Annotated in this window: 21 protein-coding genes; 13 read left to right on the top strand and 8 right to left on the bottom strand. The window is 68.6% G+C overall.

What is annotated here, in order from left to right:
- Window positions 1-23 precede the first annotated feature (23 nt).
- Entirely contained in the window at window positions 24-671 is a 648-nt protein-coding gene (locus FKR81_RS22205; protein WP_146354050.1) for a hypothetical protein, read from the top strand.
- A gap of 91 nt (window positions 672-762) precedes the next feature.
- Here the strand turns inward: FKR81_RS22205 and FKR81_RS22200 are convergent, their stop codons facing one another.
- Window positions 763-3,963, bottom strand: coding sequence for a penicillin acylase family protein (locus tag FKR81_RS22200; RefSeq protein WP_146354049.1), 3,201 nt, complete (start codon window positions 3,961-3,963; stop codon window positions 763-765).
- Between the two features lie 126 nt (window positions 3,964-4,089).
- Here FKR81_RS22200 and FKR81_RS22195 point away from each other — a divergent pair, with 126 nt between their 5' ends.
- Complete coding sequence (locus FKR81_RS22195) at window positions 4,090-4,689, top strand: peptidoglycan recognition protein family protein (RefSeq protein WP_146354048.1); 600 nt, start codon at window positions 4,090-4,092, stop codon at window positions 4,687-4,689.
- Window positions 4,690-4,821: 132 nt separating this feature from the next.
- A complete protein-coding gene (locus tag FKR81_RS22190) occupies window positions 4,822-5,469 on the top strand; it encodes a response regulator (RefSeq protein WP_146354047.1) in 648 nt (215 codons plus the stop codon).
- A 333-nt stretch (window positions 5,470-5,802) separates the two neighbouring features.
- Here FKR81_RS22190 and FKR81_RS22185 read toward each other — a convergent pair whose 3' ends face one another.
- Window positions 5,803-7,299, bottom strand: a complete 1,497-nt coding sequence (locus FKR81_RS22185; RefSeq protein WP_146354046.1) for a GGDEF domain-containing protein — start codon at window positions 7,297-7,299, stop codon at window positions 5,803-5,805.
- A 52-nt stretch (window positions 7,300-7,351) separates the two neighbouring features.
- Complete coding sequence (gene bluB / locus FKR81_RS22180) at window positions 7,352-7,993, bottom strand: 5,6-dimethylbenzimidazole synthase (RefSeq protein ID WP_146354045.1); 642 nt, start codon at window positions 7,991-7,993, stop codon at window positions 7,352-7,354.
- A gap of 83 nt (window positions 7,994-8,076) precedes the next feature.
- Between bluB and FKR81_RS22175 the strand changes: the two genes are divergently transcribed.
- Window positions 8,077-8,430 (top strand): hypothetical protein, encoded by a 354-nt coding sequence (locus FKR81_RS22175; RefSeq protein ID WP_146354044.1) that lies wholly within the window; start codon window positions 8,077-8,079, stop codon window positions 8,428-8,430.
- Here the strand turns inward: FKR81_RS22175 and FKR81_RS22170 are convergent.
- Window positions 8,427-9,083 (bottom strand): histidine phosphatase family protein, encoded by a 657-nt coding sequence (locus FKR81_RS22170; RefSeq protein WP_146354043.1) that lies wholly within the window; start codon window positions 9,081-9,083, stop codon window positions 8,427-8,429. The genes FKR81_RS22175 and FKR81_RS22170 overlap by 4 nt on opposite strands.
- A gap of 73 nt (window positions 9,084-9,156) precedes the next feature.
- Between FKR81_RS22170 and FKR81_RS22165 the strand changes: the two genes are divergently transcribed.
- The 9 genes from FKR81_RS22165 (at window position 9,157) to FKR81_RS22125 (ending at window position 17,626) form a co-directional block, all read left to right on the top strand.
- Entirely contained in the window at window positions 9,157-9,474 is a 318-nt protein-coding gene (locus FKR81_RS22165; RefSeq protein ID WP_146354042.1) for an EthD family reductase, read from the top strand.
- The gene (locus tag FKR81_RS22160) at window positions 9,471-10,292 is read left to right on the top strand and encodes a 3-hydroxyacyl-CoA dehydrogenase family protein (protein ID WP_146354041.1); all 822 of its coding nucleotides are present in this window, start codon (window positions 9,471-9,473) and stop codon (window positions 10,290-10,292) included. Before FKR81_RS22165 ends, FKR81_RS22160 begins: the two co-directional genes overlap by 4 nt.
- A gap of 10 nt (window positions 10,293-10,302) precedes the next feature.
- Entirely contained in the window at window positions 10,303-11,457 is a 1,155-nt protein-coding gene (locus FKR81_RS22155; protein WP_146354040.1) for a GNAT family N-acetyltransferase, read from the top strand.
- 101 nt (window positions 11,458-11,558) lie between these two features.
- Window positions 11,559-13,553, top strand: a complete 1,995-nt coding sequence (locus tag FKR81_RS22150) for a cytochrome P450 (protein WP_146354039.1) — start codon at window positions 11,559-11,561, stop codon at window positions 13,551-13,553.
- Window positions 13,554-13,564: 11 nt separating this feature from the next.
- On the top strand, window positions 13,565-14,176 hold the full coding sequence (locus tag FKR81_RS22145) for a trimeric intracellular cation channel family protein (protein ID WP_146354038.1): 612 nt from the start codon (window positions 13,565-13,567) through the stop codon (window positions 14,174-14,176).
- Between the two features lie 69 nt (window positions 14,177-14,245).
- Window positions 14,246-14,941, top strand: a complete 696-nt coding sequence (locus FKR81_RS22140; protein WP_146354037.1) for a response regulator transcription factor — start codon at window positions 14,246-14,248, stop codon at window positions 14,939-14,941.
- Window positions 14,938-16,320, top strand: a complete 1,383-nt coding sequence (locus FKR81_RS22135; RefSeq protein ID WP_146354036.1) for a sensor histidine kinase — start codon at window positions 14,938-14,940, stop codon at window positions 16,318-16,320. The genes FKR81_RS22140 and FKR81_RS22135 overlap by 4 nt, the downstream gene beginning before the upstream one ends.
- Before the next feature lie 9 nt (window positions 16,321-16,329).
- Window positions 16,330-17,238: a signal peptidase I gene (gene lepB / locus FKR81_RS22130; RefSeq protein ID WP_235921696.1), complete on the top strand. Its 909-nt coding sequence runs from the start codon at window positions 16,330-16,332 to the stop codon at window positions 17,236-17,238.
- A gap of 184 nt (window positions 17,239-17,422) precedes the next feature.
- Window positions 17,423-17,626 (top strand): hypothetical protein, encoded by a 204-nt coding sequence (locus FKR81_RS22125; RefSeq protein ID WP_146354035.1) that lies wholly within the window; start codon window positions 17,423-17,425, stop codon window positions 17,624-17,626.
- 287 nt (window positions 17,627-17,913) lie between these two features.
- Here FKR81_RS22125 and FKR81_RS22120 read toward each other — a convergent pair whose 3' ends face one another.
- From FKR81_RS22120 to FKR81_RS22105, 4 genes are read right to left on the bottom strand one after another with little or no spacing between them, the layout of a single operon-like run.
- Complete coding sequence (locus FKR81_RS22120; protein ID WP_146354034.1) at window positions 17,914-19,242, bottom strand: glycoside hydrolase family 36 protein; 1,329 nt, start codon at window positions 19,240-19,242, stop codon at window positions 17,914-17,916.
- A gap of 3 nt (window positions 19,243-19,245) precedes the next feature.
- Window positions 19,246-20,133 carry a carbohydrate ABC transporter permease gene (locus tag FKR81_RS22115; protein ID WP_146354033.1) on the bottom strand — a complete coding sequence of 296 codons (888 nt, stop codon included), beginning with the start codon at window positions 20,131-20,133 and terminating at the stop codon, window positions 19,246-19,248.
- Window positions 20,130-21,095: a carbohydrate ABC transporter permease gene (locus FKR81_RS22110; RefSeq protein WP_235921695.1), complete on the bottom strand. Its 966-nt coding sequence runs from the start codon at window positions 21,093-21,095 to the stop codon at window positions 20,130-20,132. Before FKR81_RS22110 ends, FKR81_RS22115 begins: the two co-directional genes overlap by 4 nt.
- Window positions 21,092-22,399 (bottom strand): ABC transporter substrate-binding protein, encoded by a 1,308-nt coding sequence (locus FKR81_RS22105; RefSeq protein ID WP_186763104.1) that lies wholly within the window; start codon window positions 22,397-22,399, stop codon window positions 21,092-21,094. Before FKR81_RS22105 ends, FKR81_RS22110 begins: the two co-directional genes overlap by 4 nt.
- Window positions 22,400-22,404: the final 5 nt, after the last annotated feature.

Genomic DNA, 22,404 nt, shown 5'->3' with positions numbered 1-22,404 from the left:
TGTTCCGGCGACGTGGGCACAGCGTGGAATCCGGACCTCTCGGTGACACCGACCAGCAACTGTGGCGCGGGCACGTCGCCAGCTCGGTGCCAGGGGTGCAGTTCGACGCGGCCTGGCTGGTCACCTGGTGGGCGGAACGGACGGAGACCCGGCACCCTGAACCGCGTGCGCTGGCAGTCGACGCGATGTACCAGCGCGCCGTCGAGCTCGCGGCCGTCGCGCCGCCGGACGAGCGCGTGGTGCGGGACCGGCTGGCCGCCGAACTCGGCAAGCAGCTGCGCGTCGAGCGGACGTCGATGTGGGTGTCGGCCAGTGCGGTGGAGGTTGCGTTGTCACCTGCGGCGGCGGAGGCCGTCGCTCGTCACCGGTCGCGGACCGCTGAGATGGCTGAGATCGCGCACCTGCGCGAGACGGTGTTCGCCGACCTGACCACCGCCGTCCTCTGGTGGTTGCAGCGCAACGACTTCCGTGTCGACGAGGTCAGGTCGGCGAGGGGCATCCTCGAGGAGATCGTCGAGCTCGTGCGGGGCGTGGACGACGTGCACTGGTCGGAGAAGCTCACCGCGGCGCTGGTGGAAGCCACACCCGACCTCGACGTGCACGACAGACACGGGTTGAACCGGCAGATCAGGAAGGTGCTCGGGTTCTACGTGGACCCACTGGCCTCGTGACGGAACGCGTCACCGTGACGGAAGTGGACTTTCCGGAAATAGCAGAGGACCTCGGCCCCTGGGGGTGGACCGAGGTCCTCTCTCGAGTGGTCTACGAGCCGTAGACCTCAAGTTCGTACAGCGAGTATCCGTAACCAGTCGCGCGTTGGGTACCCGTCATTCGGACGTATCGCGCATCCGTTGGGGCGAATGACACAACGTCGTCCCCACCGTTACCCGTCGTGGTGGCGTAGACGGACTGCCAGGTGGAGCCGTCCGAAGAGACCTCGATGCGATATCCCTTGCCGTACGCGGATTCCCACCGCAACACAGCGCGACCGACCCGTTGCACGCTGCCGAGGTCGACCTGGATCCATTGGTCGTCGTTCCAGTCCGACGCCCAGCGCGACGCCGGGTTGCCGTCCAGCACGTTCAGCGGTGGCAGGCTGTGCCAGCCCTTCTCGTGGCTCGACGCGGTGGCCGCGCGGCCCTGCGCCAGGTTCGCCAGAGAAGCGCCGCGGCGGGACGGGAACTGCACGACCTGCTGGTAGGTCGGGCGGTTCTGCCAGTGCATCTTGTCCTGCGTGATGCCGCCCATCGCGCGGTGGACGATCGTGTCGGCGCACCACTGGTCGCCCGCCGCGCAGTCCGCGTCACCGGGGTAGACCTGGTTCGCCGGCTTGGCCGCGGCCTGCTTCAGCGTGTCCAGCAGGATCTGACGGCACGCGGACAGCACGCCGTTGCCGCAGTAGGTCTGCGGGAACGGGCCCTTCACCTGGTCGCCGAGCACCTTGCGGATGTCCTTGTCCACGTGGCCCCACCAGCCGAACTGGAACGCGGAACCCTTGTGCGGCGAGCTGTTCGGGCCGCCGTGCGAGTCGGACGGTGCCTCGTCGACCTGCAACGCGCCGGTCAGTGCCGTGTAGAGGTCCTGGCCGAGCGGCTGGAACTGCGCCTGCACCAGCAGCGGCCACCACGCGTCGAGCGTGCGGATCGCCTCGGCGTGGGCGTAGGCCTTGCTGCCCTTCGCCGTTTCCTTGCGCAGGGCGCCGGAACGCTGCCAGTCCTTGAGCTTCTGCACGACCGGTGCGAGCGACGGGTCGGTGACGGCCGCGGTGTCGATGACGCGCAACAGGTTCGGCAGCACCTCTTCGCCGCGCAGGTCGGCGAGACCCGCCTCGGCCATCGCCTGGGTCAGCGACGCGCGGGTGATCTTCTTGCCGCTCGCGACCATCTTCTTCACCCGCGTGTCGAGCAGGTCACCGCGGTGCACGGACGACAGGTGGAACCCGCCCGCCGTGAAGTCGACGGCCTGCTTGTTGTTCCACGAGATGAAGTAGTCCTGGTTGATCGCGTTCGGGTGCTGCGCGAACGGCGTGTACGACGCCGTGTTGAGGTCGGGGTTCCAGCCGTCCCACTCGTACGCGGACGCGCCCCAGATCGGCAGGTTCGGGTCCACAGTGGACTTGCGCACCGGGTTGAGGCCCGAGTTGAAGTACGCGGCGTCCTTCGAGTCGACGTACAGCCAGTTGAACGCGTAGCCGATCTTGTCTACGACGCGCTGGAAGTCCTGCGCGGACTTCACCGCGCTCGGATCGTTCAGCTCCTGGAAGCCGACGATCGAGTCGACCTCGTGCATGTACGTCGAGCGCAGCGTCGAGTACGCGACCGGCTTGCCGTTGATCAACGCGCGGTGCGTCACCAGGCCGTACTTGGTGCGCCACATGACGAGCGAGTAGGAACCCTCCTTCGTCCCGTCGGCCACCGTGGGCTTCCAGGAGTTCTTGCGCTCCAGCTTCTCCAGCGGCACGCAGGCGCCGTGGAACCTGTAGTGCTGCGACGCCTTCGTGGGAGCGGAGCCGTTCGGCTCGCACAGCTCGACGGCGTAGGTGTCGACGATGTCCTGACCGGCCGACGTCGCGCTCCACGAGTAGTCGACGCCGCGGCCGAGCTGCACGTACATGCTGACGCCCGCGAACGAGACGCCGCGCGAGCGCAGGCCGGGCCCGTTGAGCTCCTGCAGCATCAGCAGCTGCGGCGCGAAGTAGCCCGCCTGCGGGCCCCACACGCCGATCGGGTTGCCGGTGTCGGTGTAGGCACCGGACACCGCGAGAGCGTTGGACATGCCGCGCCGCTTCGCCAGGTCGGCGGGCAGCACGCCGTCCTCGAACATCCCGCGCAGCTTCTCCTGCTCCGCGGGGGCGGGGACAGCGGTCGTGCCCGCACCGCCGACCTCGTCGTAGACCATCCGCTCGGGCGTCACGCTGCCCGCGTCCGGCAGCGCGACGCCCTGCGGGTTGGCCGGTGTGGCCGAATAGGGGAACGACTGTCCGTTGTGGAGGGTGAGGACGGCCTCCGGGTCGTTCTGCGCGCGGAACGAGCGCCACACCTGGTCGCCGACCGCGGCACCGTACTTGTTCTGCGCGGCCAGCTTCACGAGCGCCGACTGCACCTCACCGCCGCCGCCCGCGCCGAACAGGCCGCCGACGACCGAGGCGATCGCGACCATGTCGGTGGGCTTGAACGGCTGGATGTCGTTCCAGTTCGTGATGGAGTCCGCGTGCGCGGTGAGCACGTACTCACCGGGGAAGTTGCGGTCCTTGATGGACTTCGCGAGGTAGGCGTTGATGCCGTCGACGTAGTCCTTGACGTCCTTCAGCGCCTGCTGGCCGCGCGGGCCGGTGTTCGCGACGCGGTCGATCTGCGCCTGCAGGTCCGCCTCGGTGTAAGCGATCTGGCTGTAGAAGCCCTGTTCCAGCACGCGGTTGCCCGGTGCACCACCGGCGAACCCGCTGAGCGTGCCGCGACCGAGGTGGCGGAACAGGTCCATCAGCCACAGCCGGTCCTGCGCGGCCGCGTAGCCCGCGCCGAACTCGGTGCCCGACCGGGTGGTGCCGTTGACGTGCGCCATGCCGATCTTCTTGTCGCGCACGATCGTCACGTCGGAGCGCGGCTTGATCGTGCTCTCGACCTGGTCGGCGGGAACGCCGAACGCCGCGTCGTTGTAGAAGTCGGTCAGCTGCGCGTTCGTGAGGCCCTGGTACCCGTGCGCGAGGGCGTCGTACTTGCCGAGCTGGTCGGCCGAGTGCGCGGGACGGGTGCCGAACGCCTTGTGCGTCAGGATCTCGGCGAGTGTGGCGTTGCCGTTGTTGCCGGGCGGGAGGATGTCCTCGCACTGGCCGAGGCAGTAGTCGTCAGGAGCGAACGCCGCCTCCCGTGCTTCCTCCGCCTGTGCGGCGCTGATGACCGAGGCTGTGACGACGGCCGTGGCGAGCAGGGTGACCACGGTGCGCCTGTGGGCGGCTCTCCGCATGACGGCGAAGCTCCTCTCAGTGCAGGGCTGATGTGGCGCACGTTACTTTCCGGTAAGCAATTGCGAAAGTGTTTCGCGTTCACTCCTGTCAGGCGCTGAATCGATCAGGTGTGAGATCAAGATCAGATGCGCAGACGAACGTTCCTCCTGGGCTCCGTCGCCGTGGTCGTCCCACCGGCCGAGCTGTCGGTGCGGACGTGCCAGGACTGGCAGGCCAGACCCCCTGCGCAGGAGCTGGTGACCGTCCACCGCAGGCCGTCGCGCATCCTCGTGCACCACACGGCGACGGAGAACGTCGAGGACTACTCGATCGGTCACGCTTACGACCTCGCGCGGTGGATCCAGGACCTCCACATGGACCGCAACGGGTGGGTCGACTCCGGCCAGCACTTCACGAACAGTCGCGGCGGCGTCCTCATGGAGGGCAGGCACGGCAGTTTCGAGGCGCTGCGTGCTGGTGACCAGATAGTTGTAGGTGCACATTGTCCGGGACAGAACGACGTCGCCATCGGAATCGAGAACGAAGGTCTCTACGTGGCGGTGGAGCCACCACAACAACAGTGGGATTCACTCGTCGCGTTCTGCGCGCACGCGTGTGATCGGTACAACATTCCAGCCAGTGAGATTTTTGGGCATCGAGACTTCACGGTTACTCAGTGTCCCGGTGATGCCCTCTACGCCCTGCTGCCCCGCTTACGCAGCGAAGTCGCCGGTCAATTCCGGTAACTGTGAACGAGTCGGAACAACCGGCAAATCTCCTACCACATGATGAGATAACTGAGAATTAACGCGAGCTTGCGCGTTCGTACGCGAAGCTTGCGCCATGTGGGAGCACGGAACGCCAATGCGGGAGGCGTCGTGATCAAGGTTTTGCTGGCCGACGACGAGGATCTCGTTCGATCGGGCCTCCGCATGATCCTGAGCAGCGTCGGTGACATAGAAGTGGTCGCCGAATGCGATGACGGGCACCTGGTGGCCGACCTGGCGCGCCAGCACCGTCCTCATGTCGTGCTGTTGGACATCCGCATGCGCACCTCGGACGGCCTCGTGGCACTGCGCAGGCTCCGGACTCTTCCGGATCAGCCGAGGGTGTGCATCCTGACGACCTTCGACGTCGACGAGTACGTGAGCGAGGCGCTGCGGCTCGGGGCGTCCGGGTTCCTCCTCAAGGACACCGAGCCTGAGCAGCTGGTGAAGGCCGTGCGCGACCTCGCGCGCGGTGGAGCGGTCCTTGACCCCGGCGTCGCGGCTCGCGTGCTCGCGGCCGTCGCGGACGGTGAGCGGATGGCCGAGCCTGCTCGGCGGCTGCTGGCATCGTTGTCGGAGCGGGAACGCGAGGTGCTCGTGCTCATCGGGCAGGGCATGTCGAACGCCGAGATCGGCGGGACGCTGCACCTCTCCGAGGCCACGGTGAAGGGCTACGTGTCGTCGGTGCTGGGGAAGATCGGTGCGGTCAACCGGGTGCAGGCGGCGCTCGTGGCTTACCGGGGTGGGCTCATCGCCTGATCGCATCGGCTGATCGCTTGATCGCGAGTTGTCCACAGCGGCTGAGTTGTCCACAGATCGCCGAGTGGCAGCTTGACCTGCGGTTTTGGCGGTAGGCTGGAGCAGGGACGCCCCCCGGGATGGGTGGGGGCTGCCCTTTGGGCTCTTTCGCGCTTGGGCTCTTTCGCGCTTGCGCGCTCGTGGCGTACCGGGCTGGGCGGGCTCATCGCCCAGACGACAGGTTCGGGCCAGTACTTGATCGCCTGGCAGCTTCAGGTCAGCGCTTGGTCGCGTGTCAGGGGTGCAAGCCAGCGCTTGGTCGCGTGGCTGGCTGAGGCCTGTGCCAGCGGTAGGTCAGTTGCCGGAGACGATCTCGGGGATCTCGGCGGACGGCTCGACCTCGACGCGGTTGCGGCCGTGGCGCTTGGCCCGGTACAGGGCCATGTCCGCGGCCGCGAAGAGCTGGTCGAGCTTCGCCGGTCCGGCCGCGACGCCGATCGACACGGTCGGACGCCGTGCGGTGCCGAGCACCATCGTCCAGTCGTGGCTGTCCACCGCCGCGCGGATCCGCTCGGCCACGTTCGGGCCGACCTCGCCGTTGTTGCCCGCGTCGCCGAGCAGCACCACGAACTCGTCACCGGCCCAGCGCGCGACCAGGTCGTCCGAGCGGCACTCGCGGCGCAGCAGCTGGGCGATCTCGCGCAGCGCCGCGTCGCCCGCCGCGTGACCGGCGTCGTCGTTGACGCCCTTGAACCAGTCCACGTCCACCAGCACCAGCCACGGCACTCTGCCGCGCGCCGCGGTGGACTCCAGCAACGCCTGAGCAGCGCGTTCGAGGCCGAGCCTGTTCGCGAGGCCCGTCAACGGGTCCCGTGCGGCCGCTTCCTGCGCCGCCACCGCCAGCCGCTGCGCCTGCACGGCGACGCGGCGCTGTTCCAGCGCTTGGCCGAGGCCTTCCTGCAGCGTCTCGGTCGCCGTCCGGCCCGCCGCGACGGAACGCCGCAGCGCGGCGGCCTCGCCGACCGAGTCGCCCAGCGCGGCGCAGATGTCCGCCAGCTCGGTCGAGAACCGCAGCAGCAGAGAAGTGTCGTTGATGCGTTCGGCGCTGGTCACCGCGCGCGAGGCGTGCGTGCGGGCGTCCGCGAGGTTGTCCTGTTCACGGCGCACCACGGCGAGCACCCAGTTGCCGACCGAGATGCCCCACAGGTCGTCCGCCGCGGTCGCCAGCTCGAGCGTCTCGCACGCCACCCGCTCGGCCTTCTCCAGCTCACCGACACCGGCGAGCGAGCGGCCGAACGCGCCGAGCAGCGCGCGGTGCAGCACCTCGTCCTTGACCAGCGCGAGGCCCTCCTCGAGGTACGCGCGGGCCTCCTCGAAGATCGCGGGCGCGGCCGACGGAGCGCCGGCGCACGCGCGGAAGTTCAGCAGGCCGCCGACTCGCTGCAGGCACTGCGCGAGCGTGTCCGTGTTCCCGGCCCGGCGCGCGACCTGCACGGACAGGCGCACCATGTCCAGCGCGGCGCGGCGGTTGCCGATGCCTTCGAGCAGGTAGCCGAGAGCGCCCATGGTCTGCGCGACAGCGGGGCTGTCCGCACGATCCGCGTCGAGATCGGTCCAGCCCTCGGCGGCGAGCTCCAGCGCGAGCGGGATGCGGCCGAGCCGCCACGCCAGCACGGCCCGGTTCACCAGCACCGCGGACCGCACCCAGCGGTCGACACCGGGCGACACCTTCGTGACGACCTCGTCGAACAGGCTGTTCGCCTCAGGAAGGCGCCCAGCATTCAGCAGCGCGCGGACCTCACGGTCCAGCCGCGGAATCTGGCCCGCCACCAGCGGGTCGCGCTGTTCCACTCGTTCTCGACTCCGTTCCGACTCGCCGCGCGGCCGGTTGAGCCCCCACAGGCTACCGGGATGGTCGCGCCCTGTACCGATCGTGGTGCAGGACGTCATCGAGAGGTAGACGGTTGCGCCAACCGTGACGTTCCAGATCCGGGGTTTCCGGCAAAGAACGAACAGGGCCCACGCAGAGCCACGCGACCGGGCGCAGCCGGGCCGGGATGTCGAGCAGCCGTCGCAGCACGTCCTCCCGGTAGAAGCTCACCCAGCCGACGCCGAGCCCTTCGGCCGTGGCCGCGAGCCAGAGGTTCTGGATCGCGAGGCACACCGAGTAGAGCCCCGCGTCGGCGATCGCGTGCCGTCCCAGCACCGCAGGTGATCCGCGGTCCGGGTCGTACGTGACGACGACGCCGAGGCTCGACTCCATGACGCCTTCGACTTTGATACGGCTGAACAGCTCAGCTCGTTCACCCTCCAACCCGGCGGCGAACACGCTGCGCTCGGCCTGCACGTGGTCGCGGAACGCGCGCCGGGTGTCCTGGTTCTTCACGAGCACGAAGTCCCACGGCTGGGAAAGCCCGACGCTGGGCGCCGCGTGCGCGGCCGCCAGGATGCGGCGCAGCACGTCGTCTTGAATTTCCGCACCGGTGAACTCGCCCCTGGTGTCGCGGCGGCGGTGCAACACCTCGTACAGGTCGGCCAGGCTCATTCGTACGATCGTGCCTCACGCGAAAGCAGTAACTTCACACCGGTGAGGTGGCGCAAATCTCAGCGCGACGATAGACCGTTCTGATGCGAAGAATCGGTGGTGGCTACGGCTCGGCACTCGGATTCGGCTGCGGAGTGGCGGTGAGCGTGGTGACGGCCGCATGGCCGCTGCTCGCGCTCGTGCTGCTCGTGGCGGTCGTGCTCGTCGTCTCGCTGCACACGACGGTCGTCGGCGCGGTGCTGGCCGCGCTCCAGTGCTGGGGCCTGTACGCCACGTTCATGGTCGGCCCGTCCGGAGACCTGACGTTCACGGCCGAGACGCAGTGGGTGCTCGCGCTCATGGTGCAGCTCGCCGTGCTGGCGACGCTCGCCAGCGGAGCGGTCCGCGTCGTCAAGCTGCTGACCCGCGCATCACCGGGCACCGTCACCGCGCACTAGGGAACCGGTGGGCCCAGCTGGGTCGCACCGTCCGGCGAGTCCCGCCACTGCGTGAACGGGCGGTCGAGCCTCCACTCCGAGTCGACGAAGTCCAGCACCCTGTTCTCGCAGGTGTCCAAATTGGACAGAGACTCGAAGAGATCGACGCTCCACGAGAACAACCGGCGGCACAGCAACCGGATCGTCAGACCGTGCGACACGATCAGCACGGTCTTCGGGTGCGCCCGGTCCATCAGCATCCGGAACTGCAGCTCGCCGAGGAACGCGGCGATCCGGTCGTCGACGTCCGCACCGGACTCGCCGTTGGGCAGCCGGAAGAAGAAGTGGCCGAACGCGTGCCGCTGGTGCTTGAGCATCTCCTGCTGCACCGGGTCCTGCAGGTTGCCCCAGTCCTGCTCGCGCAGCCGCGGCTCCGCGACGATCCGCTCGGCCGCGACGTCCAGCAGCTCGAACGTCTTGCGCGTGCGCTTGTAGGGCGAGACGTACACGGCGACCGGCCCGTCACCGATCAACGCGCGCACCTGCGGCCCGACCGTGCGCGCCTGCCGTTCGCCCGTGGGCGTCAGCGGGAGCGCGTGGTCGGGTATTCGGCAGTAGGCCAGTTCGTCGACGTTGCCGAGGCTCTGCCCGTGCCGCACGAGGATGATCCGCACACCTCCATCGTGCCCGGTCGCCCCAACCGGAGCAGCGTTACAGTGCTGGGCGAGTCGACATCGGGAGTGTCACATGATCAAGTACGTCGCCCTGTACAAGAAACCCGCCGACCCGGAGGGCTTCGACCAGAAGTACTTCGAGACGCACCTGCCGATCGCCGACTCGGTGCCGGGGCTGGTCAGGGCCGAGGTCGCCAAGATCCAGCGGGTCGTCGTGCCCGGCTTCCTCGGTGACACCGAGCTGCACCTGATCGCCGAGCTGTACTTCGAGTCGAAGGAAGCGATGCGCGCGGCCTTCCAGACCCCCGAGTGGGCGACCTCCGGTGCGAACCTCACCGAGATCGGGGGCATGGAGCTGGTCAGCATGTTCACCGCCGAGGTCGTCGCGTGAAGGCCGTGGTGATCGGCGGCGGCACCATGGGCGCGGGCATCGCGCACCTGCTGCTCGCGCACGGCCACGAGGTCACGCTCGCCGAGGCGCCCGAGCGCTGCGACCACGCGTTCAAGGCCGTGAAGGCGTCACTCGCCAAGGCGCAGGAACGCGGCAAGCTCGACAACGCGGACGAGGTGTTCGCCAACCTCGCGGTGACCGGTGACTTCACGCTCCCCGGCGACGCCGAGCTGGTCGTCGAGGCCGTGCCGGAGACCGTCGAGCTGAAGCGAGAGGTCCTCACCAGGGCGGCCGACGCCTGCCCCGGCGCGGTGCTCGCGTCGAACACCTCCAGCCTGTCCATCGCGGACATCGCCGAGGGACTGCCCGGCGACCGCGTGCTGGGCATGCACTTCTTCAACCCCGTTCCGGTGCAGCAGCTCGTCGAGCTCGTCCACCACTCCGGGGTCGACCCGGTGAACGTCGCCAAGGCCCGCAAGTGGGCCGAGGAGATGGGCAAGACCGTCATCGAGGTGCGCGACTCGCCCGGTTTCGCCACGTCACGCCTGGGCGTCGCGGTCGGCATGGAAGCCATCCGGATGCTGGAGGAGGGCGTCGCGTCCGCCGAGGACATCGACACCGGCATGCGGCTGGGCTACGGCTGGCCGATGGGGCCGCTCAGGCTGACCGACCTGGTCGGACTGGACGTCCGGCTGGCGATCGCCGAGCACCTCGCCCGCGAGCTGGGCCCGAGGTTCGAGCCGCCGCAGCTGCTCAGGGACATGGTCGCCAGGGGAGAACTGGGCCGGAAGTCGAAGCAGGGCTTCTTCTCCTGGTAGTCAGTGTGGTGTGGACATTCGTGAACAGACCGAAGACGACTTCGAGCACGTCCAGCGCATCCGGAAGCTCGCCTTCGGCAGGGTGAACGAGGACGCCCCGCGGATCGAACCCGGCTCGCGGGGACTGGTCGCCGCGCTCGACGGCCGACCGGCCGGCGTGCTGGGCATCGGCGAGTACGCGCAGTTCTTCGGCGGCAGGGCCGTGCCGATGGGCGGCATCGGCGGCGTCGCCGTCGACCCGTACGCACGCGGGCGCGGCGTCGCGTCGCAGCTGCTCGACACCGCGCTGCGCACCATGCGTGAACACGGCCAGGTGCTCTCCGTGCTCTACCCGACGGTGCCCGAGCTGTACCGGACGCGCGGCTGGGACCGCGCGGGCGTCTTCGAGTGGACGACGCTGCCGATGGACCGGCTGCTCGCCGCACCCAAGCCCGGCACCCGGCTGCGGGCCGAGCCCGCCACCGAGAACACGCTCAAGGCGTTGCACGAGTGCTACGTCGGCCTCGCGCGCACCGTCAACGGCATGATCGACCGGCGGCCGCCGCGCGTCGACGTGTCCAAAGTGCTCGAGATGGACACCGTCAGCGTCCTGCCCGGCGACGACGGGACCGTGCGCGGTTACCTGACGGCGCAACGGCAGTCCGACGGCGGGCTCAAGGTGTTCGACCTCATCGGCACCGACCCGGACGCGCAGCTCTCGTTGCTCGCCGAGCTCAAGTCCTGGACGGGCATCGTGGAGAACCTCCAGATCAGGATCACCGATCCCGGGCTGCTGTCGTTCCTGACGTCGCAGCAGCTGCGCTACGACGTCGGCCGGTCCACCTGGCTGATGCGCGTGGTCGATCTGCCCGCCGCGGTCGCCGCGCGCGGCTGGCCCACGCACCTGCGCGACAGCGCCGTCGACATCGAGGTGGTCGACGAGACCGCGCCGTGGCACGCGGGCAGGCATCGCATCGTCGTCGAGGACGGCTCCGTCCGTTGTGAACCGGGTGGGTCCGGTGCCGTGACGATGACGGCGCGGGCGCTCGGGCCGTGGTTCTCCGGCATGCACGACACGCACGCGCTGCGCCGCGCCGGGCTGCTCGACGGCGACCCCGCCGACGCCGCGCTGCTCGACCAGCTCGCCGCCGCACCGGGTGTGCCGAGGCTGGCCGACTTCTTCTGAGGCCGAGGTGGTTCAGGTCACAGGTGTCGACGACATTCCGTCTCACTTGAACTAGCGGGAGGGCGCGGCCCGTTCGTCTGGCCATGGACCAAGAGGCCACTATGGACGGTGCGGTGCTGGGTGCCGGCTTCATCCGCGATCCCCACCCCACCTACGCACGGCTGCGGGCCGATGCGCCGGTCTTTCCCACCCTCACCCCGAACGGGATGAAGATCTGGGTCGTCACCCGTCACGACGACGCCAGGGACGTGCTCTCCGATCCGAGGCTGAGCAAGTCCGTGCGCGACGCGATGCACCTGTTGGACCCGGACACCGCCGAGGCGCGCAACTTCGCCGCGTTGCCCGGACCGCTGCGGGACAACCTGCTGTCGGTCGACGGACCGGACCACCTCCGGCTGCGGCGGCTGGTGAGCCGCGCGTGCACGGTGCGGCAGGTGGAGTCGTTGTGCCCCGGCATCGAGCGCATCGTCGGCTCGCTGCTCGACGGCATGGAGGGCTACGACGTCGTCGACCTGGTGTCCGCGTTCGCCGCGCAGCTGCCGGTCAAGGTGATCTGCGCGCTGCTGGGCGTGCCCGAAGAGGACAGTCCGGCGCTGCTGGAGTGGACGCAGACCATGGTGTCGCTGTCGTTCGCGCCGGTCGAGCGGGTCGCGGCGCACAGCAGGGCGTTGCACGACCACATCGCCGGTCTGGTGATGACCAAGCGCGTCGCGCCCGGCGCGGATCTCATCAGCTCGCTCATCCACCTCCGCGACACCGAGGACGAGCTCACCGAGGACGAGCTGATCTCGCTCATCGCGGTGATGATCATCGGCGGGTTCGAGACCACGTCGAACCTCATCGGCAACGCCGTGCTCGCACTGCTCCAGAACCCCGAGCAGCTGCGGATCCTTCGGCACGACCCCGACCTGGTCCGCGGCGCCGTCGACGAGCTCATCCGGTTCGACGGCTCGGTGCACACCTCGACGTTCCGCTACACCACCGAACCCGTCGAGGTCGCCGGCGTGACGATCCCGGCGGGCGCGGTCGTGTTCGTCTCGCTGCTGTCCGCAAACCGCGACGAGAGCGCCTTCGAGCACGCGGGCCAGTTGGACGTGACACGTGACGCGCGTGCACACCTCGGGTTCGGGCACGGCGTCCACTACTGCATCGGCGCCGCGCTCGCCCGCATCGAGACCGAGGTCGCGCTGCGCGAGCTGATCACCCGCTGCCCGAACCTGCGACTGGCCGTCCCCGCCGAGGAACTGCGGTGGCGGATGTCCCTGCTGAGCCGCGGCCTGGAGGCGCTTCCCCTGCGCACCAACGCCGAGCGCGACGTCTCGAGGTTCTACGACGTCTACAGCCACGTGCTGCTGAAGATCTGGGACGACAACTTCCACTACGGCTACTGGGTTTCCGACACCGACGACAGTTCCAACCGGATCGCCGCGCAACGGCTCACCGACCTGATGATCTCGTTGGTCGACGTCTCCGCGGACGATCGCGTGCTCGACCTCGGTTGCGGCGTCGGCGTGCCCGCGCTCGCGCTGGCCGACGCGACGGGCGCCGAGGTCGTCGGCATCTCGATCAACCAGGCGCAGGTGGACGAGGCCAACCGGCGCGCGGGTGGCCGTGCCTCGTTCGTGTGCGCGGACGCGCTGGCACTGCCGTTCCCGGACGCCCACTTCGACGCCGCGTGGGCGTTCGAGTCGTTGCTGCACATGGACCGGCCGAAGGCGCTGACCGAGCTGGCGCGCGTCGTGCGGCCCGGCGGGCTGGTGGTCGTCGCGGACATCATCCAGCGCGGACCGCTCAGCCAGGAGAGCGAGGCGGCGCTCGGGCCCGCGCTGGAGACGTTCGCGCTGACGCCCGTGCCGACGATCGAGGACTACCGGGTGCTGCTCACCGAGGCCGGCCTGGAGCCGGTCGAGCTGCGTGACATCAGCGAGCACACGAAGAAGACGATGGAGCGGCTCGCCGCGGGCGCCACCGAGCACCACGACGAGCTCGTCGAGCGGTTCGGCGACGAGGCGAAGGCGTACCTCGACGTGGTGCGCTCGCCGATCGCGGCGCTCCCGGAGTGGGGTTATCTCGTGGCCATCGCCCGAAGGACGTAATCTCCGCTCCCGTGCTGCTCATCGCACTGGAAATGATCGGTATCGCCGTCTTCGCGGCGTCCGGGGCCGTCGCGGCCGTCCGGGCGAGGCTCGACGTGTTCGGCGTCATCGTGGTGGCGCTGACGACCGCGCTCGGCGGCGGCATCATCAGGGACGTGCTGCTGGGCGTGCACCCGCCGACGAGCCTGCGGAACTGGCCCTACCTGCTCGTTCCCGCGCTCACCGGACTGATCGTCTTCTTCTACCACCCGCAGGTCGCCCGGCTGCGCCGCAGCGTGTTGCTGCTGGACGCGGTCGGGCTCGGCCTGTTCGTCACCTCCGGCACGACCACCGCGCTCGCGCTCGGCGCGACCCCGTACGCGGCGTGCCTGATCGGCATGACGTCCGGCATCGGCGGCGGCGCCGTGCGCGACCTGCTGCTGCGCGAGATCCCGATGGTGCTGCGCAGGGAGATCTACGCCGTCGCCGCGCTCGCCGGTGCCGTCGTCATCGTGGTCGGCCACTGGGCCCGGCTGCCCGAGGCGCCGGTGGCGCTCGCGGCGTCCGGGCTGATCGTGGCGTTGCGCCTGGTGGCGCTGTGGCGGAAGTGGAACGCGCCGGTGGCCAGGGGCCTTGAGGGTTAACACGCAACTCACATCCGCTGTTGAGGCCCTTCTCAGGCGCCTCTCAGGACGACAAGCAACACTGCAGCCATGCGCATTCTCGTTGTCGATGACGACCGGCAGATCCGCGAGTCACTGCGCCGTTCGCTCCAGTTCAACGGCTACCAGGTCGAATGCGCTGGCGACGGCATGCAGGCGCTCGAGTCGGTGACCGCGCAGCGACCGGACGCGATGGTCCTGGACGTCATGATGCCCCGGCTGGACGGGCTGGAGGTGTGTCGCAGGCTGCGCAGCACCGGCGACGACCTGCCGATCCTCGTGCTGACCGCCCGCGACGCCGTGAGCGACCGGGTGTCCGGGCTGGACGCGGGTGCCGACGACTACCTGCCCAAGCCGTTCGCACTGGAAGAACTGCTGGCCCGGCTGCGCGCGCTGCTGCGCAGGTCGGCCACGGACGCGGACGCGGCCTCGTCACCGGCCGCCGTTCTCAAGTTCGCCGATCTCGAGCTCGACCCGTCGACCAGGGACGTGCGCAGGGGTGATCGTCCGATCAGCCTCACGCGCACCGAGTTCTCGCTGCTCGAACTGCTGCTGGCGCACCCGCGACAGGTGCTGACCCGCGGCCGGATCCTGGAGGACGTGTGGGGATACGACTTCCCGACATCAGGCAACGCACTGGAGGTCTACGTCGGGTATCTCCGCCGCAAGACCGAGGCGGATGGGGAGCCGCGCCTGATCCACACGGTTCGTGGAGTGGGCTACGTCCTCCGCGAGACCCCTCCGTGAACCTGGCTCACCAGGGCCGGTTCCAGCGCGCCTCACTGCGCGCACGGGTGACGTGGCTGGCCGCGTTCTGCGTGGCCGGCGCCGTCGCCCTCGTGTCTCTCGGCGCGTACGTGGTCGTCCAGGACAACCTGGTCGACTCGCTCGACGAGAACCTGCGCCAGCGCGCCGTGTCGGCGGTGAACTCGCCGATCGTCGAGAGCGAGGTCACCTCCGTTCCCGCGGCCGTGCTGGTCGCCGGTGACGTCCGGATCGGGCTGCTGTCCGCGTCCGGCCGGATCGTGTCGCCCAAGTACTCGCCGCCGCCCCCGACGCACCCCGCCGACCTGCTGGTCGCGAAGGGCGAGCTGCCCGAGCACCTGTGGACGGACAGCAAGACCGACATGCGGGTCATCTCCGTACCGTACGGCGACGACCAGGCCATCGTCGTCGCGCAGTCGCTGCGCCAGCAGCGCACCACGCTGGCCAAGCTGAGCGTCGTGCTGCTGCTCATCGGCGGTGCGGGCGTGCTGTTCGCGGCCATCGCGGGCACCGCCGTCGCGCGCACGGGCCTGCGGCCGGTGCAGCGCCTCACCGACGCCACCGAGCGGGTCGCCAACACCGGTGACCTGACCCCGATCCCGGTGTCCGGTGACGACGAGCTGGCGCGGCTGACGCACAGCTTCAACGCGATGCTCGGCGCGGTCGCCGAGTCGCAGGAACGCCAGCGCAGGCTGGTCGCGGACGCCGGCCACGAGCTGCGCACGCCGCTGACCTCGATGCGGACCAACCTCGAGCTGCTGCTGGCGTCCGAACGACCGGACCGGCCGACGCTGTCCGACGAGGACAAGACCGAGATCCACGCCGACGTGCGCGGCCAGCTCGACGAGCTGACCACGTTGATCGGCGACCTGGTCGAGCTGGCCCGCGAGGACGCGCCGCAGGTCATCCACGAGCCCGTCGACCTCGTCGAGGTCGTCGAACGCGCACTCGACCGGGCCAGGAGGCGGGCGTCCACGACGGACGTCTCCTTTGAAGTCCGGCTCCAACCGTGGACACTTCTGGGTGATTCCAGCGCGCTCGAACGGGCCGTGCTGAATCTCCTCGACAACGCGGTGAAGTTCAGCCCGGACGGTGGCGTGGTACGTCTGGAGCTCAGGCAGAGCGGTGACGGGAGCGCGGTGATCGAGGTGGCGGACTCCGGTCCCGGCCTCGCGGACACCGATCTACCACACGTTTTCGAGCGTTTTTACCGCTCGTCCGAGGCGCGGACCCTGCCGGGATCCGGGCTCGGGCTGGCGATCGTCAAGCAGGTGGCGGCGCGGCACGGCGGCACGGCTTACGCGGGCAGAGCGCCCGAGGGCGGTGCCCTGTTCACGTTGCGCCTACCGGGACGTCCGTAAGGTGGTTGCGTGAGTCATCGAGTGAACGACGAGCCCGGCTCGACGAGCAAGCTGCGTCGGCGTGCACGATCGTCCGAATCACCCGATTCGCCCTCGGGTTCGTGGGAGTCCCTCGCGGCGCCGGCCGAGACCGTGCGCATCGGGAACACACCCGAGCCGTCCGAGGAGACCCAGCGGTACTCGCCCGCTGAGCGCGGGCCCGAGTGGGCGACGTCGGAGCGTTCCTCGTCGAAGCCGCCGAAGAAGCCGAAGAAGAAGCAGCCGTTCTGGCGCGAGCTGCTGGTCATCGCGGTCGTCGCGGTCGTGCTGACCACGGTCATCCAGACGTTCATCGCGCGCGTCTTCGTCATCCCGTCGGCATCGATGGAGACGACGCTGCACGGCTGTTCCGAGTGCGTGAACGACAAGGTGCTGGTCGACAAGATCACCTACCTGTTCGGCGACCCGAAGCCCGGTGACGTGGTCGTCTTCCGCGGCCCGCCGAACTGGACCGGTGGCCAGGAGCCGCCGAACTTCTTCGTCGGCACCGTGCAGGACCTCGGCTCGATGGTGAACCTGTCCGAGCCGAGCGGCACGGACTTCATCAAGCGCGTCATCGCCGTCGGCGGCCAGACCGTCGAGTGCTGCGACGAGCAGGGCCGCGTGCTGGTCGACGGCAAGCCGCTCGACGAGCCGTACCTGAACCTGCCCGGCGAGCAGAAGCAGGAGCCGTTCGACAAGGTGACCGTGCCCGAGGGCCGGATCTGGGTCATGGGCGACAACCGGAACAACTCCGCCGACTCGCGGCGGCACGGCGACCCGACGCCCGCGGACGGCGCCGTCCCGATCTCCAACGTGGTGGGCAAGGCCCGCGTGATCGTGATGCCGGTGTCCCGGTGGCAGACCATCTCGGACCACAACCCGCAGGGCGGCAACTAGCCCTCAGGGCCAGTCGCTCGTCGCCAGAAGCTGACGCAGGGTCCCGCCGGGGGCGGGTTCCGGCAAAGTCATGTGGCCTGGACAAGGGGCGTGCACGGCGCTCGTTGATCATGTGAGCGTCTAAGTTGCATGATCTTGTGGGAGTGCCCTGCCCGCCTTGTCGTCCTGCCCGATCCCCGCTGTGGTGGATCGGCTGGTCCCGGTGATCAAGCTCTACCCGCAGCTGGACTCGTTGCCCTGGTCCGGCCTTCCCACGCTGGAGTTCACCGATCGCGAGCACGGTCGCACCGAACGTCGCACCGTCGCGGTCGCACCACTCGGTGACCACCTCGGCTACCCGCTACCCGGTCCTCGACTTTCCCCACGCGGGGCACGCGTTCTGTGTTGAGCGCTACGTCCACCACCACGCCACCGGCGTCCGCAGCGCGCACACCGCGCTCGGGCTGACCAGCCTGACCGGTGATCACGCCCACCCCGCCCACGTCCGCACGCGGGGTTGCGGACCACGGCCCGCAACCCCACACGACCACTCCAACTCCTCGGAGTCCCCACCTGACAAGCCCGAACGACTTCGCCCTGAAGCTGAAGCAGGGGTCCCCGCCCAGGGGACCCCTGCTTTGATTCTCCCAGCCAGGTCTGACAGTTTTCGGTGCTGAGCGCGCAGTTGACGGCAAATCAGGACTGAACGAAGTACCGCGGCACGGGCTCGGAGAGCAGGCGTCGCGTGGTGGCCAGGCCCCACTCGTCGAGCTGGTCCAGCCCGTCCGACGAGCCGCGCAGCCCGCCGTACCGCGACACGTGCGCCGCCCACTCCTCGCGCCGCTCGATCTCCGGCCGCGCCACGACGCAGTCCGGGTCGTTGACCCAGAACCGGCCGTGCTGGAACGCGCGGGACACGCCGTTCAACGTCGCCCCGAACTGGCTCGGCATGGACGCGTCGCCGTTGAACGACGCGTAGGTGGGCGCGATGTCCGGCGACACGCGCATGGCGTCGAACAGGCCGATCGACGGCAGCTGCGGCGCACCGCAGCCGAGCAGGTAGGACGAGCCGATCACCTCGCGGATGAGCGACACACCGGACCGGTACGCCTCGATCGGCGACACGTCCTCATGGCGCACACCGGGGATTGCCGCGGCGTAGATGAAGTCCGTCTTGTGGAAGTCGATGCCCCACGAGGTGAACGTCGAGAACACCGCGCGCAAGTAGTCGCGCGCACCGGGGTTCGTGGTGTCCAGCGCGTACAGGTTCTGGTGCCAGTTGTACCCGGCCGACACCGGTGCGCCGTCGGAGGAACGGACCAGCCACTCGGGGTGCGACGCGAACGTCCGCGAGTTCTCGGCGACCAGGAACGGCGCGGTCCAGATGCCCGCGCGACGGCCGTTCGAACGGATCCGCTCGAAGAGTCCCGGTACGTCGGCGAAGCGGCCGGAGGGGATCAGCCAGTCACCGATCTCCGCCTGGTAGCCGTCGTCGACCTGCACCACGTCGATCGGCAGGTCCAGCGTCTTCATCAGCGCCAGGTTCGAGTCCACATCGGACTCGGTGACGTCGGTGAAGTACTGGTACCACGAGCACCAGATCGTCGGCGCGGGCCGAGGTGCGGCCAGGCCGAGCGAGGCGACGAGGTCGTCCGCCCAGTGCGTCAGAGCGGCCTCGACCGAGGTGTCCGTCCGCACCACGACTTCACCGTTGGCGGACACGACGACCTTGTCGCCGACGACCTGTGCCTGGATCGAGGGCACTTCCGTCAACGGCGAGGCCGCGGCGACCAGCGTGACCGGCGAGCCGTCACCGGGGTCGACGGCCAGCAGGCCCTCGCCCCAGAACACGTCCGTGCCCTGGGAGTTCTCGTAGCGGTACGAGCTGATCCGGTGCGGCTTGTCCACCCAGCGGTACGGCGCGGCGTCCAGCGCGTACCCGGTCGACGGTGACCACGACTGCCAGCCCTGCTCGTGCACCTGAGCGCGTGCGGGATCGACGCCGATCTCGGCAACCGTGCGCATTCACTAGCCTTTCGTGGATCCGAGGGTGAGCCCGCCGATGAAGTGGCGCTGCAGCGCGAAGAACACGATCAGGGTCGGCAACGCGACCATCATCGAGCCCGCGGCGAGCAGGTTGTTGTCGGTGAAGAACGCGCCCTTGAGGTTCAGCAACCCCGAGGTGATCGGCATCTTGTCACCGGTCTGGATCAGCACGAGTCCCCACAGGAAGTCGTTGTAGATCCAGGTGAACTGCAGCGTGGCCAGAGCCGCCAGCACCGGGCGGCACAACGGCATCGTCAGCTGCCAGTACTGCCGCCACACCGACGCACCGTCCACCCGCGCGGCCTCGGTCAGCTCGTACGGGATCGTCTTCATGTAGTTCGACAGCACGAACGTGCAGAAGCCGGACTGGAACGCGATGTGGATCAGGATGACGCCGAGCGTCGAGTCGATCAGCGACTCGCTGTCGCTCACCCACAGCGGCACCTCGATCAGCCGGTACAACCGCCACAGCGGAGTCGCGATGACCTGCTGCGGCAACAGGTTGCCCGCGGTGAAGAGCATCAGCAGCACCAGGTTGAACTTGAAGCTGAACCGCGCCACGCCGAACGCCACCATCGACGACAGGAGCAACGTGATCACCAGCGCGGGGATGGTGATGAGGAACGTGTTCAAGTAGTAGTGCGGCAGGTCGCCGATCTCCCACGCGTTGCTGTAGTTCTTCAGCGTCAACGACTTCGCGATCGAGAAGTAGCCGTTGGTCGACGTGTCGTCGTACGTGCGCAGCGAGGCGTAGAGCGCCCACAACAACGGCGCCAGGACGCCGAGGCAGGCGACCACCAGGAACGTGTGCGTGGCGATCGTGCCGATGCTGACCGACCGCTTGCGCTGGGTTGCCACTGCCGCGGTCACGACCGGCTCTCCTTGCTGAACGTCTGGTACAGGAACGTGATGATCGTGCCGAGCGAGATCGTCAGCAGCACCACCGCGACCGCGGAGCCGCGGCCGATCCGGCTGGCCTCGCCGATGATGTTGTCCGTCACCAGCACCGACAGCAGCTCGAGTCCGTTGCGCCCCTTGTTGATGACGTAGACGATGTCGAACGCGCGCAGCGCCTCGATGACCGTCACGACCAGCACGACGATGTTCACGGGCTTCATCACCGGGAACGTCACGCGGAAGAACGTCTGCCACGAGTTCGCGCCGTCCAGCGCGGCCGCTTCCTTCAGCGCCGGGTCGACGGACTTCAGGCCCGCCAAGTAGAGGATCATGATGTAGCCGGTGTGCCGCCACGCGGCGGCGACGAGCACGGCGTACAGGTTGATGTCCGTGTCACCGAGCCAGTCGATCGGCTTGCCCTCCAGCCCGAGAAGGCTGTTCAGCAGGCCGTCGTCCGGACGGTAGATCAGCTGCCAGATGAAGCCGACCAGCGCGAGCGACAGGACCACGGGCATGAACAGCGCGCTCTGGTAGACCTTGGTGAAGCGCAGCTGCCGATCCAGCAGTACGGCGAAGAACAGGCCCGCCACCGTCGGCACGACGAGCAGGAACACCAGCCAGATCAGGTTGTGCTGCACCGCGGGCCAGAAGCGCGGGTACTCGGTGAAGATCTCGACGTAGTTCTCGACACCGATCCACTCGATGTCCTCGAACCCGCCGATGCCGTCCCACGAACTGAACGACAGCACGATCGAGCCCAGCGTCGGCACCCACACGAACAGCACGTGCACGAGCGTGGGGATGCCCAGCATGAGCCCGAGCACGAGCTTGTCGGTCTTGGCCAGCGTGGTGGCCTTCTTGCGGACGCGCCGGGGCGGCGGACCCGAGGGGTCCGCCGCCCGCTTGTCGTGCGACTTTTCTTGCAAGGCAGTCACTTGAAGATGTTCTTCGCTTGGTCGGCCATGCCCTTGAGCACGGAGTCGATGTCATCGGGGTTCTTGATGAACGCGATGAGCCCGTTGGTCGCCGCCTCGGACGCGAAACCGGGGTCGGTGTCGCGGTCGAGGAACTGCGTGATGTGCTTGGCTTCCTTGATGACCTGCGCGGCCTTCTTCTGCAGCGCGTTGTAGCCGTCGGTCTTCGCGCCCGAGTTCGTCGCGACCGCCGTCGGGTCGGCCTTCAGGTACGCCAGCTGCGGCTCGGCCGTGGACAGGTACTCGAGCAGCTTGATCGCGCCGTCCTTGTTGGCCGGCTTCTTCGCCATCATGTAGCCGTCGATCGGTGCCTCGACCGTGTCCGTGCCGTGCTGCGGGTTGATCTCCGGGAACGGGAAGAAGTCGATGTCGTCCTTCTCCGCGTCGGGGAACTGCTGACCGACGAACGAACCCAGCAGGTACATGCCGGACTTCTTCTGCTGCAACGACTGCGCAGCTTCCTGCCACTCGCGGCCGAGCGCGTTCTCCTGGTGGAACGGCAGCAGCCGCTTCCAGGTGTCGAAGACGTCCTTGACGCGCTTGTCCTGCCAGTCCTCCTTGCCTGCCAGCAGGTCGACGTGGAACTGGTAGCCGTTCGTCCGGAAGTTGATCTGGTCGAACGTGCCCATGCCCGGCCAGCCCTGCTTCTGGGCGAAGGCGATCGGGATGAGACCGTCGGTCTTCATCTTGGTGCAGAGCGCGACGAGCTCGTCGAGGGTCTTCGGGGCCGCGTAGCCCTTCTCCTGCCACACGCTCTTGCGGTAGAAGAGACCCCACGGGTACTGCGTGAACGGCACGAAGTACTGCTTGCCGTCCGAGCCCGTGGACGCCTGCTTGAGCGCGTCGGAGTACGAGCTGCCGACCTTGCCCCACAGCTCGGACAGGTCACCGGTGAGGCCCTTGTCGGCGAAGAACCGCATCCGGTAGCCGGCGAACCAGGCGAGCACGTCGTCCGGCTTGCCCTGCAGGTAGTTGTTGATCTGCTCCTGGTACTGCTCGTGCTGCTTGGTGTTGACGGCGACGGTCAACCCGCCCGAGTTCTTCTCGAAGCCCTTGACCGCGGCGGTGATCGCGTCCTTCGGCACCTGGTCGGACAGGTTGTTGCCAAAGCTGACGCTCGTTGACGACGCGCCGGAGTCAGAGCCGCCGCCACAGGCAGCGAGACCGGGAAGAGCTGCGACACCCGCGCCCGCCAGCATCACCTTGAGCATGGACCGCCTACCGAGCAGCGGTAACGCGCTGGAACTGGACGAGTACCGATCCATCATCG

Source organism: Lentzea tibetensis (genome assembly GCF_007845675.1).
Classification (GTDB): Bacteria; Actinomycetota; Actinomycetes; order Mycobacteriales; family Pseudonocardiaceae; genus Lentzea; species Lentzea tibetensis.
Note: the sequence above shows the minus strand (reverse complement) of the source record. Positions and strands in the feature narration are given on the sequence as shown.

Bases quoted from the DNA above. Each gene is read 5' to 3' on its own strand.
- FKR81_RS22200 (WP_146354049.1), bottom strand. From the start codon at position 3,963: ATGCGGAGAGCCGCCCACAGGCGCACCGTGGTCACCCTGCTCGCCACG.
- FKR81_RS22195 (WP_146354048.1), top strand. From the start codon at position 4,090: ATGCGCAGACGAACGTTCCTCCTGGGCTCCGTCGCCGTGGTCGTCCCA.
- bluB (WP_146354045.1), bottom strand. From the start codon at position 7,993: ATGAGCCTGGCCGACCTGTACGAGGTGTTGCACCGCCGCCGCGACACC.
- FKR81_RS22175 (WP_146354044.1), top strand. From the start codon at position 8,077: ATGCGAAGAATCGGTGGTGGCTACGGCTCGGCACTCGGATTCGGCTGC.
- FKR81_RS22165 (WP_146354042.1), top strand. From the start codon at position 9,157: ATGATCAAGTACGTCGCCCTGTACAAGAAACCCGCCGACCCGGAGGGC.
- FKR81_RS22150 (WP_146354039.1), top strand. From the start codon at position 11,559: ATGGACGGTGCGGTGCTGGGTGCCGGCTTCATCCGCGATCCCCACCCC.
- FKR81_RS22140 (WP_146354037.1), top strand. From the start codon at position 14,246: ATGCGCATTCTCGTTGTCGATGACGACCGGCAGATCCGCGAGTCACTG.
- FKR81_RS22120 (WP_146354034.1), bottom strand. From the start codon at position 19,242: ATGCGCACGGTTGCCGAGATCGGCGTCGATCCCGCACGCGCTCAGGTG.
- FKR81_RS22105 (WP_186763104.1), bottom strand. From the start codon at position 22,399: ATGGATCGGTACTCGTCCAGTTCCAGCGCGTTACCGCTGCTCGGTAGG.